The following is a 16,811-nucleotide window of genomic DNA, read 5'->3' as shown; positions in this document are numbered from 1 at the left end:
CGGCGACCAAGCCGACCGTTAGAATCCGGTGCCATTCTTGCCGCTGGCGCCCGCCCAGCGCGACGCCGTTATGCAATCATTTCGAGTCCCGTGCGAGGCGTGGATGAGTTCTGAGTCGGCCGAGCTCGACCCGATGGCGAACGAGGCGAAGCTGCGCGAGTACCTGAAGCGGACCACGACCGGTCTGCGCCAGGCCCGCCGGCGGCTGCAGGAGGTCGAGGACCGTGGGCGCGAACCGATCGCGGTCGTGTCCATGGGATGCCGCTTCCCCGGTGGCGTGGGCTCCCCCGAACAGCTGTGGGAGCTGCTCGTGGCCGAGCGGGACGCCGTCACCCGGGTGCCCACGGACCGCGGCTGGGACATCGAGGACATCTACGACCCCGACCCCGACGCGGTGGGCAAGAGCTACACCCGCGAGGGGGCGTTCCTCGCCGACGCCGACCGCTTCGACGCCGAGTTCTTCGGGATCAGCCCGCGCGAGGCCCTGGCGATGGACCCGCAGCAGCGCCAACTGCTCGAGGTCACCTGGGAGACCCTGGAGCGGGCCGGCATCCCCCCGGCGCGGCTGCGCGGCACGCGTACCGGCGTGTTCGTCGGCAGCATCGGCCAGACCTACAACATGAGCCTGCTGCCCGCCATGGCGCAGGTCGAGGGCTACGTCCTGACCGGCACGCAGGCCAGCATCATGTCCGGGCGGATCGCGTACGCGTACGGGCTCGAAGGCCCCGCCGTCACGGTGGACACCGCCTGTTCCACCTCGGCGGTGGCGCTGCACCTGGCCGTCCGGGCACTGCGCAACGGCGAGTGCGACCGGGCGCTGGCCGGTGGCGTCACCGTCATGGCCACGTCGGCCTGGTTCACCGAGTTCAGCCGGCAGCGCGGCCTGGCGCCGGACGGGCGGTGCAAGCCGTTCGCGGCGGCGGCCGACGGCATCGGCTGGGGCGAGGGCGTCGGCATGCTGATGCTGCGCCGGCTGTCCGACGCCCACCGCGACGGCGACCGGGTCCTGGCCGTGCTGCGCGGGTCGGCGGTCAACTCCGACGGCGCCAGCAACGGGCTCACCGCGCCGAACGGCCCGTCGCAGCAACGGGTGATCGAACTCGCGCTGGCCGACGCCCGGCTCACCCCCGGCGACATCGACGCCGTCGAGGCACACGGCACCGGCACGACGCTGGGCGACCCCATCGAGGCACAGGCGCTCCTGGCCACGTACGGGCAGGACCGGCCCACGGGCCAGCCGCTGTGGCTGGGCTCGGTCAAGTCCAACATCGGCCACCCGCAGGGCGCCGGCGGCGTGGCCGGAGTGATCAAGATGGTGCTGGCCCTCCAGCACGGGCTGCTGCCGCGCACCCTGCACATCGACGCGCCCACGCCGCACGTGAACTGGGACTCCGGGCAGGTGAGCCTGCTCGGCGAGGCGCGGCCGTGGCCCGAGACCGGCCGTCCGCGCCGGGCGGCCGTGTCGTCCTTCGGGGTGGGCGGCACCAACGCCCACCTGGTGCTGGAGGCCGCACCGCCCCGGCCGGCACCGCAACCCGCCCCGGACCGCGCGGCCCCGGCCGGAGCGCTGCTCACCGGCGGCACGCTGCCCTGGCTGCTCTCCGCCAGGAGCGAGGAGGCCCTGCGCCGGCAGGCCGCGCGGCTGCGGGAGTTCGCGACCGCCCGGCCCGACGACCGGCTCGCCGACATCGGCCACGCGCTGGCGTTCGAACGCGAACACCACGAGCACCGCACGGCCGTCGTCGCCGACACCGCCGAGGAGCTGCTGGCCGGGCTCGCCGCCATCGCCGACGGCAGGCCGGCGGCGTCCGTGGCGAGTGGGCACGGCGCGGCGGCGAGGACCGTGTTCGTCTTCCCCGGGCAGGGCTCGCAGTGGGACCGGATGGCCGTCGAGCTGTCCGAGAGCTGCACCGTCTTCCGTGAGCACCTGCGGGCCTGCGCCGACGCGCTCGCCCCGCACACCGACTGGTCCCTGCTGGACGTCCTGCACGGCGTCCCCGGCGCGCCCGCCCTGGACCGGGTCGACGTGGTCCAACCCGCCCTGTTCGCCGTCATGGTGTCGCTCGCCCGGGTCTGGCAGGCCGCCGGGATACGCCCGGACGCGGTCGTGGGCCACTCGCAGGGGGAGATCGCGGCGGCCCACATCGCCGGCGCGCTGCCCCTCGACGCCGCCGCGACGATCGTCGCGCTGCGCAGCCGACTGCTGCTCGACCTGGCCGGCACGGGCGGCATGGCGTCGCTGCCGCTGCCCGCGGCCGACGTCGAGAGCCTGCTCCGGCATCCCGGCCGGGACGGGCTGAGCATCGCCGCGGTCAACGCGCCCGGCTCGACCGTGGTGGCCGGGCCCCCCGACGAACTGCACGACCTCGTCCGGGCCTGCGAGGCCGACGGGGTGCAGGCCCGGCTGATCCCCGTCGACTACGCCTCGCACACCGCGGCCGTCGAGCCGCTGCGCGAACGACTGGAGGCGGCCCTCGCCGGGATCACCCCCGTACCGGCCGACATCGCGTTCTACTCCACCGTCACCGCCGCGCCGGCCGACACGGGCTCGCTCGACGCGACCTACTGGTACCGCAACCTGCGGCAGCCCGTCGCGCTCGAACCCGCCGTCCGGGCCCTGCTGGCCGACGGCCACACCCTGTTCATCGAGGTCAGCCCGCACCCGGTGCTGACCACACCGCTGCAGGAGACCATCGACGACAGCGGAACGCCGGCGACCGCCCACGGCACGCTGCGCCGCGACCACGGCGGCCCGGACCGGCTGCTGCACTCGCTGGCCCAGGCCCACGTCCACGGCGCGACCCCGGACTGGGCGACCGTCCTGCCCCGGCGCGACGTGACCCCGGTCGACCTGCCCACCTACCCCTTCGTCGGGCACCGGTACTGGCCCGACGGGGTGCAGACCGGCGGCGACGTCCGGTCGGCCGGGCTGGGCTCGGCCGGCCACCCGCTGCTGGCCGCCGAGACCATGCTGGCCGACGGGGGCGGTCACCTGTTCTCCGGCCGGCTGTCCCTGCGTACCCACCCGTGGCTCGCCGACCACGCCGTGCACGGCGAGGTGATCGTCCCCGCGACCGCCCTGGTCGAGCTGGGCCTGCACGCCGCCTACCGCGTCGGGTGCGGCCAGCTCGCCGAGCTGACCCTGCAGACGCCGCTGGTCGTGGCCGAACGCGACGCGGTGCAGATCCAGGTGCTGGTCGGCGCGGCAGCAGCCGACGGGGAGCGCCCGGTCACCATCCACTCCCGGGCGGAGCACGACGACGACGCCGACGACGCCCCGTGGGTCTGCCACGCGACGGGCCTCCTGCTCCCGCAGGTCGCCCCGACGCCCGCTCCGGTCGAGGTGTGGCCGCCGGCCGGGGCGACCCGCCTGGACACCGCCGAGGTCTACCCGCGGCTGAGCGACATCGGCCTGGCGTACGGCCCGGTCTTCCGCGGGCTCCGGGCCGCCTGGGGACTCGGCGGCGACCTGTACGCCGAGGTGGAGCTGCCCGACGACGTCGACGCCCGGGGGTTCGCCCTGCACCCCGCCCTGTTCGACGCCGCGCTGCACGCCACCGCGCTGTCCGGCGGCGAACACGACGGCCGGACCCGGTTGCCGTTCGCGTGGCGCGGCGTGTCCGTGCACGCCGTCGGCGCCACCGCCGTGCGGGTCCGGCTGCGCCCGGAGGGACCCGACACCGTCAGCGTGTCCGTCATGGACCAGTCGGGGCTTCCGGTCGCGTCGGTGGAGGCGCTGACCGTACGTCCGCTCTCCGCCGGGCGCACCGCCGCCAGCGCCGCCCGGCGCAGCTCGCTCTACCGGCTCTCCTGGCAGCCGGTGACCGCGGGCACCGAGGCCGAGCAGGACGGCGACTGGCTGGTCCTCGGCGCGCCGCCGCATCCCGTCGAGTGGCTCGGCGGCGACCTCCGGGTGGTCGCCGACCCCGAGTCGTGGTGGCCGGCGGTCGACGCCGGAGCACCGGTTCCGGGCACCGTGGTCGCGTTCGCCCCCGCCCCGGCGGCCGACGCCGACCCGCCGTCGGGGGCCCACGCGACCACGCACTGGGTCCACGATCTGGTGCGGCGGTGGCTCGCCGCCGAACGGCTGGAGCAGAGCCGGCTGGTCGTCGTCACCGAACGGGCGGTCGCCGCGCGCGCCGGCGACCACGTCACCGGCCTGGCCGCCGCACCGGCGTGGGGGTTCCTGCGCGTGGCCCAACTGGAGCAGCCCGACCAGTTCCACCTGGTGGACGTGGACGGCCGGGAGAGCTCGCTGCGCCGGCTGCGGGCGGCGCTGGCCTCCGGCGAGCCGCAGCTCGCGTTGCGCGACGGCGAGGCGTACGCGGCGCGCCTGATCCACGCCGACGCCGAGGCCATGGCCGTCCCGCCCGCCGACGCCACCGCGTGGCGGCTGTCCAGCAGCGGCCCCGGCACCCTCGACAACCTGGTCCTGGAACCCTGCGCCGCCGACCGGCAGCCGCTGGCCGACGGCGAGGTGCGGGTGGCGGTCCGGGCCGCCGGGATGAACTTCCGCGACGTGCTGATCGCGCTCGGCATGTACCCCGGCGAGGCGCTCATCGGCAGCGAGGCCGCCGGTGTCGTCCTCGACACCGGCGCGGGCGTGACGGACCTGGCCCCCGGCGACGCGGTGATGGGACTGTTCAGCGACGGGGCCGTCGGACCGGTCGCGGTCGCCGACCGCCGGGCGCTGACCCGCGTGCCGGCCGGCTGGACGTTCGTGCAGGCCGCCGCGGCGCCGGTCGCGTTCCTCACCGCCTACTACGCCCTGCGGGACCTCGCCGACCTGCGGCCCGGCCAGCGGCTGCTGGTCCACGCCGCCACCGGCGGCGTCGGCATGGCGGCGGTCCAGCTGGCCCGCCACTGGGGCGCCGAGACCTACGCCACCGCCAGCACCCCGAAGTGGGGCACCCTGCACGCGATGGGCTTCGACGCGCGGCACGTCGCCGACTCGCGGACCCTCGCCTTCGAGGAGACGTTCCGCGCCGCCACCGGCGGGGACGGCTTCGACGTCGTCCTCGACTCGCTCGCCGGCGAGTTCGTGGACGCCTCGCTGCGGCTGATGCCCCGCGGCGGGCGCTTCCTGGAGCTGGGCAAGACCGACGTGCGTGACCCGGCCGAGGTGGCGGCCCGGCATCCCGGCGTCGCGTACCGGGCCTTCGAGACGGTGGAGAGCGGCCCCGACCACGTCCAGCGGATGCTGGCCGACCTGGGCCGGCTGTTCGCGCAGGGCGCGCTGACCCCGCTGCCGGTCACGGCCTTCGACGTCCGGCAGGCCCCCCAGGCGTTCCGGCTGATGAGCCAGGCCCGGCACACCGGCAAGCTGGTGCTCACCGTCGCGCGCCCGCTCGACGCCGACGGCACGGTCCTGGTCACCGGCGGCACCGGCACCCTCGGGGCGGCGGTCGGGCGGCACCTGGTCACCGCGCACGGCGTGCGGCACCTGCTGCTGGTGAGCCGGCGCGGCATCGAGGCCGACGGCGCCACGCGGTTGCAGGCCGAGCTGGCCGGGCTGGGCGCCGACGTCGTCGTCCGCGCCTGCGACGTGGCCGACCGCGAGGACCTGCGCCGGCTGCTCGACGAGATCCCGCCGGAGCACCCGCTCACCGCCGTCGTCCACTCGGCGGGGGTCACCGACGACGCCGCCGTCACCGTGCTGGAGCCCTGGCAGCTCGACCCGGTGCTGCGGCCCAAGGCCGACGCGGCGTGGCAGCTGCACGAGCTCACCGCCGAACACGACCTCAGCGCGTTCGTGCTCTTCTCCTCGCTCGCCGGCACCCTGGGCAACCCCGGCCAGGCCAACTACGCGGCCGGCAACACCTACCTCGACGCGCTCGCGGCCCACCGGCACGCCCGGGGTCTGCCCGCCGTCTCGCTCGCCTGGGGGCTGTGGCAGAGCGCCAGCGGCATCACCGCCGAACTCTTCGACGACAAGCGGCACGCCGTCGCGCACAGCCTGCTCACCACGATGTCCGACGCCGAGGCCCTCGCCCTGTTCGACGTCGGGCTCGACGGCGGCCGACCGGACCTGGTCCCCGCCGGCATCAACCTCGGTGCGGTACGGGCGGCCGCCGACACCCGGGCGGCCCCCGCCGTGCTGCGCGGCTTCCTGCACCCCACCCGCCGCCAGGTCGGCGGGCGCGCCGCCCGCCAGGGCGCGCTGCAGCGGGAGCTGGCCGGTCGTACCGAGGCGGAACAACAGGCCCTGCTGCTGGACCTCGTCCGCGACAACGTCGGCGCCGTCCTGAACCACCCGGCGCCGCAGACCATCGACCCACGGCGTCCGTTCCAGGAGATCGGGTTCGACTCGCTCACGGCGGTGGAGCTGCGCAACCGCCTCAACGCCGAGACCGGCCTGCGCCTGCCCGCCACCCTGATCTTCGACTACCCCCATGCGGCGGCGCTCGCCGGCCACCTGCACGAGCGGGTGAGCGGGCAGGACCGCACGGCCACGGCCCGGGCGGTGACGACGCGGGAGGCCGGCGATCCGATCGTGATCGTCGGGATGGCCTGCCGGTTCCCCGGCGGCATCCGGTCGCCGCGGGACCTCTGGGACGTCGTGGTCTCCGGCGGCGAGCACGTGTCGACGTTCCCGCAGGACCGCGGCTGGGACCTCGACCGGCTCTTCCACCCCGACCCGGACCACGCGGGCACCACCTACGTCGACCGCGGCGGCTTCCTCGACGGGGCCGGGCACTTCGACGCGGAGTTCTTCGGCATGAGCCCCCGCGAGGCGCTCGGCACCGACCCGCAGCAGCGGGTGCTCCTGGAAACCGCGTGGGAGACCCTCGAACGCGCCGGGATCCGGCCCGAGTCGCTGCGGCACAGCCGCACGGGCGTCTTCGTCGGCATGACCTCCTACGGATACCCGGGCGGGGCGTCGCGGGCCGCCGAGGCGGTCGAGGGCTACCTGCTGACCGGCGCGTCGAGCAGCGTCGCGTCCGGCCGCATCGCCTACGCGCTGGGCCTCGAAGGCCCGGCCGTCACCGTCGACACCGCCTGCTCCTCGTCGCTGGTGTCCCTGCACCTGGCCGTGCAGGCGCTGCGCAACGGCGAGTGCGACCTGGCCCTGGCGGGCGGGGCCACCGTGATGCCCTCGCCCAGCGTGTTCGTCGGCTTCAGCCGCCAGCGCGGCCTCGCGCCGGACGGCCACTGCAAGCCGTTCGCGGCCGCCGCCGACGGCACCGTCTTCTCCGAGGGCGTGGGCCTGCTGCTGGTGGAGCGGCTGTCGGACGCGCGGCGCAACAACCACCGGGTGCTGGCGGTCGTCCGGGGCAGCGCGGTCAACTCCGACGGCACCAGCAACGGCCTGACGGCGCCGAACGGACCCGCCCAGCAGCGGGTGATCGACCAGGCCCTGACGAACGCCGGACTCGGCCACGCCGACGTGGACGCGGTGGAGGCACACGGCACCGGCACCACCCTCGGCGACCCCATCGAGGCGCAGGCGCTCATCGCCACGTACGGACGGGCCCGCTCCGACGACAGTCCCCTGTGGATCGGCTCCGTCAAGTCCAACATCGGCCACACCCAGCAGGCCGCCGGGGTGGCGGGCGTGATCAAGATGGTGCAGGCGATCGAGCACGGCCTCCTCCCCGCCGTGCTGCACGTCGATGCGCCCACCCCGCACGTCGAGTGGGCGGACAGCGGCGTCGCGGTGCTGACCGAGACCGCCCCGTGGCCGCAGACCGGGCGGCCCCGGCGCGCCGGGGTGTCCGCGTTCGGCATCAGCGGCACCAACGCCCACGTCATCCTGGAGCAGCCGGAGGACGCCGACGGCCGCCGCGCCCCCGCGCCGGAGGTGGCGGCGACGCCCGCCGCCCTGTCGCCCGGCCGCCCCGGCGGCGACCCCACCCCCCTCGCGTGGCTCGTCTCGGCGCGGACCCCGGCCGCCCTCCGGCAGCAGGCCGCCGGCATCGCCTCGTACGTCCGGGAGCACGACGCCACGCGGGACGCCGACGTGGCCTGGAGCCTGGCGACGGCGCGCACGACCTTCGACCACCGTGCCGTCGTCCTCGGCGGTGACCGGGACGAGCTGCTGGCCGGGCTGGACGCCGTGGCCGCCGGTGAGTCGCATCCCGCGGTCGTCCGGGCGGACACGCCCACCGGCCCCGCGCGGACCGTCCTGGTGTTCCCCGGGCAGGGCTCGCAGTGGACGGGCATGGCGCTCGACCTGCTGGAGCAGTCGCCGGTGTTCGCCGAGCACCTGCGGGCCTGCGCCGAGGCGATCGACCGGCACACCGACTGGTCGCTGCTCGACGTGCTTCGGGGCGCACCCGGCTCGGCCGACCTGGGCCGCGTGGACGTCGTGCAGCCCGCCCTGTTCGCGGTCATGACGTCGCTGGCCGCGCTCTGGCGGGCCGCGGGCGTCGTGCCGGACGCGGTCGTCGGGCACTCCCAGGGCGAGATCGCCGCCGCGTACGTCGCCGGTGCGCTGTCCCTCGACGACGCCGCCCGCGTCGTGGCGCTGCGCAGCCGGATCCTCACCCGGATCGCCGGCCTGGGCGCGATGGCCTCGGTGTCCCTGTCGGCGGAGGAGACCACCGCGCGGCTTCCGGAGGCCGGCGACGTCCACCTCGCGGCGGTCAACGGACCGCACGACTGCGTGGTGGCCGGCGACGTCACCGCCGTGGGCGACTTCGTGGCCCGCTGCGCGGCCGACGGCGTCCGCGCCCGGCTCATCCCCGTCGACTACGCCTCGCACAGCCCGCACGTCGACGCGATCCGCGCCGAGCTGCTGGACGCTCTCGGGCCGGTCCAGCCGCGCGCCGGCACCGTGCCGTTCTACTCGACGCTCACCGGAGCGCCGGTGGACACCACCGAGTTGGACGCCGGCTACTGGTTCCGGAACCTGCGGCACACGGTCCGGTTCGCCGCGGCGACCGAGGCCCTGCTCGACGCCGGTCACCACCTGTTCGTCGAGGCCAGCCCGCATCCCGTGCTGGCCGTGGGCATCGAGCAGTCGCTGGAGCGCGCCGGCCGTACGGGCCAGGTCGGCGGGACGCTGCGCCGCGACCAGGACGGCGCCCGGGAGGTGCTGGCCGCCCTCGCCAGGGCCCACGTCCACGGCGCGCCGGTGGACTGGACGACGGTGCTGCCCCGTGGATCCACTCGGCTCGACCTGCCGACCTACCCGTTCCAACGTGGCCACTACTGGCTGAAGGCGCAGACCGCGACGGGCGACGTCACGTCGGCCGGCCTGGACGACACGGGGCACCCCCTGATCGCCGCGGGGCTGTCGGTCGCCGCGGACGGTCAGCGGATCTTCACCGGCCGGGTCTCGCTGCGTACCCATCCCTGGCTCGCGGACCACCGCGTCGAGGACGTGGTGGTCGTGCCCGGAACCGCCTTCGTCGAACTGGCGCTGTACGCGGCGCACCTGGCGGGCGGCGCCGCCGTCGACGAGCTCACGCTACTCGCGCCGCTGGTGCTGCCCGAGCAGGGCGGGGTGCGGCTGCAGCTGGTGGTCGCCGCCGAGGAGAACGGGACACAGCAGCTCACGGTGCATGCGCGACCGGAGTCCGAGGACGACGACGCGGACTGGACCCTGCACGCCAGCGGCACGCTGACCGCCACCGCGCCGCCGGCCGCCGAGGGGCTGACGGCCTGGCCGCCGCCGGGCGCCGAGCGCCTCGACCTCGACGCCGTGTACGACCGGTTCCTCGCCAAGGGCCAGCTCTACGGCCCGGCCTTCCAGGGCCTGCGGGCGGCCTGGCGGCACGGCGACGAGCTCTGCGCCGAGGTGACCCTGCCGGAGGAGGTGGACGTCGAGGGTTTCGGCGTCCATCCCGCGCTGCTCGACGCGGCCCTGCACACGCTGATGGCCGACCCGGCGCGGGCGCGGGAGGCGGCCGGCACCGCGGCGTTGCTGCCGTTCTCCTGGACCGGGCTCTCGCTGGAGGCGACCGTGGGCAGGGCGCTCCGCGTCCGGATCAGGTCCTCCGCCGACCAGGCGGTCAGCCTCGACCTGGCCGACGCCGAGGGCCGGCCGGCCGGGCGGATCAGCGCGCTGCGCATGCGCCCCCTGCGCGGCGATCTCGGCGCAGCGGCCCGCGACCGCGAACCGACGCTGCGGTGGCGGTGGGTCGAGGCGACAGCGCCGGCGGCCCCCGCCCAGCCGTTGGTCTTCGTCGGGGCGACCGCCGTCGACCAGGTCTCCGCTCCTCGGCACGCCACCCTGGACGACCTGCGCGCGGCGCTCGCCGGCGGTGCCCCGGTGCCCCCGGTCGTGGTCGTGTCCGTCCCGGACGGCGCGGGAGCCGACCCGGCGGCGCAGGCGCACCTCGCCACGCACCGGACCCTGCACACCGTGCAGGAGTGGCTCGCGGACGACACCTTCGCCGGGTCGTCGCTCGCCCTGGTCACCCGGGGCGCGACCGGCATCACCGAGCAGGAGCCGGTGACGGATCTCGCGGCGGCCGCCGTCTGGGGCCTCGTCCGCAGCGCGCAGGCGGAGAATCCGGGGCGCTTCCAGCTCGTCGACGTCGACGCCACCGCGACGGAGCAGGCGGTCGCCGCGGTGATCGCGACCGGGGAACCGCAGTCGGCGGTCCGCGACGGCAGGGCGTACGTGCCTCGCCTGGCCTGGTGGTCGGCGACGGACGACGCGCCCGGCGGGGCCGACGCCCGGCCCGCGCTCGCGGCTGCCTTCCGGCCGGGCGGCACGGTGCTGATCACCGGTGGCACCGGCACGCTCGGCGGCCTCGTCGCCCGGCACCTCGTCACCGCGCACCGGGTCGGACATCTCGTGCTGGTCAGCCGCGGCGGCCTGGACGCGCCGGGCGCGCCCGAGCTGGCGACCGAGCTGTCCGCTCTCGGCGCGAGCGTCACCGTCGCGGCCTGCGACACCACGGACCGCGCCGCGCTCGCCCGGGTGCTGTCGGCGATACCCGGCGAGCACCCGCTCACGGGCGTGGTCCACGCCGCCGGGACCCTCGACGACGCCACGGTGCCGTCCCTCACCCCCGAGCGGCTCGACACGGTGCTGGGCCCGAAGGTCGACGCCGCCTGGAACCTGCACGAGCTGACGCGGGACCTCGATCTCTCGGCGTTCGTCCTGTTCTCCTCCGCCGCGGGCGTCCTGGGCGCGCCGGGCCAGGCCAACTACGCCGCAGCCAACAGCTTCCTCGACGGGCTCGCCCGGCACCGGCACGCCCTCGGCCTTCCGGCCGTGTCCCTGGCGTGGGGTCCGTGGCAGCAGAAGAGCGCGCTGACCGGTGGACTCGACGAGGGCCGGCACGGCGGCGCGGCTCGCCGTGGGCTCGTCCCGCTGCCCACCGACGAGGCGCTCGCCTGCTTCGACCGTGTCCTCGACGCCGACCTGTCCACCGTCGTCGTGGCCCGGCTGCACCTGCGTGAACTGCGCGCCCAGGCCGTCGCCGACGCGCTGCCCCCGGTGCTGCGCGACCTGGTCCGGGTGCCGCGCCGCCGGGCCGAGAGCGCCGAACCGGACCTCGCGGCCCGCCTCGCCGGACGCGACGACGACGAGCAGCGGGCCGTCACGGTCGAGATGCTGCGGGGTCACCTGGCCGCGGTCCTGGGGCACGGGTCGCCGGGCGACATCGCCACCGACCGTCCGTTCCAGGACCTGGGGTTCGACTCCCTCACGGCGCTCGAGCTGCGTAACCGGCTGCGCCGGGCGACCGGCCTGCCGCTGCCCGCCACGCTCGTCTTCGACTACCCGACGGTGGGGGCTCTCGCGGACCACGTGCGGCAGCGCCTGGTTCCGCCGCAGCCGTCACCCGCGGAGGCCGTCCTCGAACACCTGGACCGGTTGGAGGCAGCCCTCGCGGCGCTTCCCGGGGACGCCACCCGGGACCTGATCGACCACCGGCTGCGGCTGCTGGCCCTGGGCCCCGACCCCGTGGACGAGGCCGAACAGCGCGCCGCCGAGGGCGCCATGATCGGGGCGGCCTCGGCGGACGAGCTGATGGACCTGATCGACCGGGAGTTCCGGCAGGCGTGACTCCCGCGGTTGCGTTACTCGGACAGGGCGGCCATGTCCTCGTCGGTGAGGGCAAGGCCGGCCGCCGCGATGTTCTCGGTGAGGTGGTCCAGCACGCTGGTGCCGGGGATGGCCAGGATCGCCGGCGACACGGCGAGCAGCCACGCGAGCGCGACCTGCCGGGTCGTCGCTCCGTGGCGCTCCGCGACGGCCTTGAGCCGGTCGTGGTCGATGGGCGCGCCACCGCCGCCGACCGGGAAGAACGGCACGTACGCGATGCCGTCCTTCGCGCACTGGGCGACGAGCTCGGAGTCGCCACGGAAGTGCACGTGGAACTGGTTCTGCACGGCCGCGACCGGGGCGATGGCCTGCGCCTCGGCAAGCTGCTCCGCGTCGACGTTGCTCACGCCGAGATGCCGGATGAGGCCCTCCTCGCGAAGCTGCGCGAGGGCCGCGAAGCGGTCCCCGATCGACACGCCGCCCGGTGCCGCCGTCGCGCCGCCCACCCGCAGGTAGACCAGGTCGAGGCGGTCCACCCCGAGACGGCGCAGGTCCTCCTCGACGAGCTGGCGGAGCTGGTCGGGCTTGGCCTCCGCGGTCGGCACGACCCCGCCCTCGATCACCGGGCCCACCTTGGTGGCGATCACCAGATCGGCGGGGTACGGGAAGAGCGCCTGCCGGATGACCTCGTGCGAGTGGAGGTCACCGAACCCGTAGAAGCCGGCGGTGTCGATGTGGTTCACCCCGCTGTCGACCGCGCTGCGCAGCACCGTGGCGGCAGTCTCGGGATCGCGCACGGAGCCGCCGAACGCCAGCCGCATCGCGCCGAAGCCGAGCCGGCGCACGGGCAGGTCACCGCCGAGCGTCAGCGTCCCGGCGGCCTCGGCCGTGATGGAGTTCGCAGTCATGTTCCTGTTTTCCTTTCCAGATCAACGAGATGTCGAGAAGACCGGTGACGCCATCCCGGTCCCGCTCACGCGGGTTGCGCCTGGGCAACCTTCTTGTCCTGGGCACCGGGGGTCGCCGGGATCCGCCCGGGCAACAGCAGCGCCGGCACGATCGCGAGCGCGAGGAAGCCGGCACTCCACCAGAACGCGTGGTGGTAGGCGTTCGCGAGACTGTCCAGGCCGGACCCGGCGGTCTGCTTGGTCAGCTGGATCTGCAGCACCAGGCTGATCACCGCCGTGCCGGTCGAGAGGCCGAGCTGCTGGACGATCCGCGAGGCGCCGGTGGCGCGGGCGATCTGCTGCGGCGGCAGCCCGACGTAGAGGGCCGTCGACATGGTCAGGGTGACCATCGCGAGCCCCACCCCGGACAGGAGCATGGCGAGCACGATGAACACCCGCCCGGTGCTGGCGTAGAACTGCGTGAACGCGACCGTTCCGGTGAAGGTCAGGGCCAGGCCGACGGTCCCCACCAGCCTCGCGCCGAGCCGGTTGAACACGCGGCTGAGCACGACGGAGGTGAGCGCCGAGCCCACACCGAACCCGACCAGCAGAAGGCCGGCGCCCATCGGGCTCTCGCCGTGCACCTGCTGCAGGAACAGCGGCTGCACGATCCCGGCGCCCATCGTGAGCGCCGCCAGCAACGTCAACGCGCTGGCCGCCGCGAAGTTCTTGTACTTGAACAGCCGCATCGACACCAGGGCCTCGATGTTCGGCCGGGCGGCGTGCAGGATGAATCCGGCGATCAGCACGACGCCCGTGACGAGCGGGGCGACGACCAGGGGGTCGCCGAGGCCGCCGGCGGCCGCCCGGGAGAGGCCGAAGACCACGGCCACCAGGCCGGGCACCAGCAGCACCACGCCGAGCACGTCCAGCGCGGCGCTGGCCTCCTCCTTGAAGTTGGGCAGGTTGCGGCCGGCCAGGAAGAAGGCGATCAGCCCGATCGGGATGTTGATGAGGAACATCCACCGCCAGCTGAAGTCGTCGACGATGACGCCGCCCACGACGGGGCCGAGCGTGGGGCCGATCACGCCCGGGATGGCCATCAGCCCCACCAGACGCGCGCGGTGCTCGGCGCCGGCGACCCGCATCAGCATCGCCTGCCCGACGGGGACCATCATGCCGCCGCCGAGGCCCTGCACCACCCGCGCGAAGATCAGCGTCTCGATGTTGACGGCGATGCCGCAGAGCACCGAGCCGACGAGGAAGACGACGAGCGAGACGGTCCACATTCTGCGGGTGCCGAACCGGTCGGCCGCCCAGCCCGCGATCGGCATACCCACCATCAGCGCGAGCAGGTATCCGGTCACGACCCACTGGAGGGTCGACACGGAGACGGAGAGCTCACCGGAGAGGGTGTTCAGCGCGATGCCCACCATGGTTCCATCGAGCTGCATCAGCAGAAGGCCGACCAGGACCACCACGGCGATCTTCTGCAGCTCCTTGGGCAGGGGCGCGTCCCCGCCTGCCGCACGAGGTTCAGTCGATCGTTTTCTCAGCATCACACGCCCCCGAACCAGCGCTTGCGTCTCGGCCTCAACACTGAGTGAGGCTTCCACAACGTTGCCGAGCACGCAACTATGTGCCGACCACGCACGTCGGGTTCGTGTCGGGCGTCGGGCGGGCCGCGCGGCGGCGACCACGACGTACGCTCCCGGACGCGCCCCGCGACTCCGCGGGCGCACGCGACTTCCGGGCCGACCGGGGAGAAACCCTTGCCCCGCACCGGAAGTGGCCCTAGTTTGCATTGATGATCCTCAACGAGGAGCCTCACCCTGACCTGCAGGATGTCAGCCACGGCGAGCTGCGGCCGGAGGATCTCGCCGGCGTCGCCTATCTGAGGGGACTCTCGAGGCGGGGGTTCATCACGGGCGCCGCGTTGGCGGCGTCCGGGGTGTCGGCCGCCTTTGCCCTGCTGCCCGGCCCCGCCCGGGCTGCCGGCGGCTATCAGCGGCCGTGCGGGAACGTCCGCATCTCGAGCTCCTGGCAGGACCACCGGAACCGGACGCCCCCCTCGGGTGAGCCGGGCACCGACTACGCGGTCGGCACCGGCACGCCCGTCATGGCCGCGGCGAACGGCACGATCCGTTTCGTGAAGACCGACACCTCCACCGCGACCGGGCGTGTCGTGGGCATGGCCCACGACGACGGCAACTACACCCGGCACCTGCACCTCTCGTCGATCGCCGTCTCGACCGGTCAACGCGTGTCGCGCGGACAGACGATCGCATACTCCGGCGCCTCGGCGAACGGCAGTGACTACGGCGTCGGGCCGCATGTGCACACCAGCCTCTGGCTGAACACCGCAAGCCCGACGAACTTCGGCGCCACGGCGGACTTCGAGAACTACGCCGGGGACGCCGCCACCCCCGACCCCACCGACCAGGAGGTAGACGAAGTGTTCATCGCGAACGTGAAGGGCAGCTGGTACCTGGTGGTCCCCCAGGGCACCGGCAAGCCGCGGGCAGTGGTCCTCGGCGGCGACAGCAACGCCGCCGCTTCCGGCATCCCCGTGCTGAACTTCAGCTGGGATCCGTCGATCAGTGCGCTCCGGGCCGCGGTCGACGGCATCGGTTGAGGTAGCTCGGCCGGCGCAGCGCCCGGGGCTGGCCCGCGCCGAACGCGATGAAGTCCGGCAGTGGCGGGGGCGCACTACGCTGCGGCCGACTTCATCGAAAGGAACAACATGCGCAGGACGCTGCTGCCGCTGGCCGCGCTCGCCCTGGTCCTCGTGGCGGGCGGTTGCACGATCGAGATCAACGACGGCGCCGCGCCGGGCCCCGACGGCACCACGACGCCAACGGATTCGCCGGTGGCCGAAGAGCCGTTCGGCGACGGCAGCAGCGAGAACGACAACGTCTCGCCGACCGCCGCACCGCCCGCGAAGGTCCCCGCGCTGACCTGCGACCAGGTGGCCGAATCGGAGCTGGGCAGCACGAAGGTGCGATACAACGACTACCCTGACCCGATCCCGCTGACCGAGGGGCGCTGGGCCGGCGAGGACGGCGTGGTGGTCGCCCTGCAACCGCCGTGCGCGATCGGCGACCTGACCGGCGACGGTGCCGCCGACGCGGTGCGCGCGGTCATGCTCGACGGCGGCGGGACGGGCAAGTTCTGGGGCATCGTGCTCTGGCGCAACGTCAAGGGCGCCCCGGCCTACGTCGGCACGGTCGACCTCGGCGACCGCACCCCGGTCGAGAAGGTCACCATCAGTGCCGGCCAGGCGCAGGTGGTCTACCTGACCCGACCCGACGACGCCTCGATGGTCGAGCTGGTGATCGAACGGACGGCCACCTACCGGCTCATCGACGGCAAGCTGGAGGAGATCGGGTACGTCGACAAGCCGCACTCCTAGCCCGCGTCCACACCGGGTCTGCGCGCCGGCATCCGTGCGGAACGCCGCCCCACCTCCACAGTCGTCGGCGGCTGCGGGGGTGGGGTTCGCGCGTTGCCTGGTTCGCCCTGACCCCGGCGTCTGCGTGTGCGACAGTGGTCCATGCCGCTGAGCACGCATCACCTCAGAGCTTCGATCGCCGTGTCCGACATACAACGGGCGGTCGCGTTCTACGAAGGCCGACTGGGCCTACGGCCGCTGCGGTCGGGCCCCAGCGCCGACATCGCCGGCGGCAGCCGCGTCTATGGTTCCGGCGGCGTGGCGGCGCTGAACGTCTACCAGTCGGTCACCGCCGGGAAGAGCCCGGCGACGCTGGCGACATGGTATGTCGACGACATCGAGCGGATCGTCGACGAGCTCGCCTCGGCCGGCGTCGGGTTCATCCGGTACGACCAGCTCGACCACGACGCCAGAGGAATCACCGCCCGGGCCGGCGGTGGACGTATCGCCTGGTTCCAGGATCCGGACGGCAACACCTTCGCCGTCGAATCCGACGTCTGACGCCCCGGAGCCAGGGCCCCGGCGGCGT

General features: G+C 74.6%; 5 protein-coding genes and 1 pseudogene. 4 read left to right on the top strand and 2 right to left on the bottom strand.

Features of this window, described 5'->3' with window-relative positions; genetic code table 11:
• Positions 1-145 precede the first annotated feature (145 nt).
• A pseudogene (locus TK50_RS25650) lies at positions 146-11,965 on the top strand (SDR family NAD(P)-dependent oxidoreductase); the annotation flags it as partial.
• Positions 11,966-11,979: 14 nt separating this feature from the next.
• Here TK50_RS25650 and TK50_RS25645 read toward each other — a convergent pair.
• Together TK50_RS25645 and TK50_RS25640 are read right to left on the bottom strand one after the other, a co-directional pair.
• Positions 11,980-12,852, bottom strand: a complete 873-nt coding sequence (locus TK50_RS25645) for an oxidoreductase (RefSeq protein ID WP_043967818.1) — start codon at positions 12,850-12,852, stop codon at positions 11,980-11,982.
• A 65-nt stretch (positions 12,853-12,917) separates the two neighbouring features.
• A complete protein-coding gene (locus TK50_RS25640) occupies positions 12,918-14,462 on the bottom strand; it encodes an MDR family MFS transporter (protein WP_158499193.1) in 1,545 nt (514 codons plus the stop codon).
• 176 nt (positions 14,463-14,638) lie between these two features.
• Here TK50_RS25640 and TK50_RS25635 point away from each other — a divergent pair, with 176 nt between their 5' ends.
• The 3 genes from TK50_RS25635 (at position 14,639) to TK50_RS25625 (ending at position 16,783) form a co-directional block, all read left to right on the top strand.
• Positions 14,639-15,466, top strand: a complete 828-nt coding sequence (locus tag TK50_RS25635) for a M23 family metallopeptidase (protein ID WP_043967816.1) — start codon at positions 14,639-14,641, stop codon at positions 15,464-15,466.
• Positions 15,467-15,574: 108 nt separating this feature from the next.
• The gene (locus TK50_RS25630) at positions 15,575-16,243 is read left to right on the top strand and encodes a hypothetical protein (RefSeq protein ID WP_052503916.1); all 669 of its coding nucleotides are present in this window, start codon (positions 15,575-15,577) and stop codon (positions 16,241-16,243) included.
• Between the two features lie 141 nt (positions 16,244-16,384).
• The gene (locus TK50_RS25625) at positions 16,385-16,783 is read left to right on the top strand and encodes a VOC family protein (protein WP_043967813.1); all 399 of its coding nucleotides are present in this window, start codon (positions 16,385-16,387) and stop codon (positions 16,781-16,783) included.
• The last annotated feature ends 28 nt before the right edge of the window (positions 16,784-16,811 follow it).

Origin of the sequence: Micromonospora haikouensis (assembly GCF_000876225.1) — a bacterium.
GTDB classification, from domain to species: Bacteria; Actinomycetota; Actinomycetes; order Mycobacteriales; family Micromonosporaceae; genus Micromonospora; species Micromonospora haikouensis.
The sequence above is the reverse complement of the archived record's forward strand: the minus strand, read 5'-3'. Positions and strand labels throughout refer to the sequence as shown.

Excerpts from the sequence above, each read along its gene's own strand:
- TK50_RS25635 (WP_043967816.1), top strand. The coding sequence starts at position 14,639 with ATGATCCTCAACGAGGAGCCTCACCCTGACCTGCAGGATGTCAGCCAC.
- TK50_RS25645 (WP_043967818.1), bottom strand. The coding sequence starts at position 12,852 with ATGACTGCGAACTCCATCACGGCCGAGGCCGCCGGGACGCTGACGCTC.
- TK50_RS25630 (WP_052503916.1), top strand. The coding sequence starts at position 15,575 with ATGCGCAGGACGCTGCTGCCGCTGGCCGCGCTCGCCCTGGTCCTCGTG.
- TK50_RS25625 (WP_043967813.1), top strand. The coding sequence starts at position 16,385 with ATGCCGCTGAGCACGCATCACCTCAGAGCTTCGATCGCCGTGTCCGAC.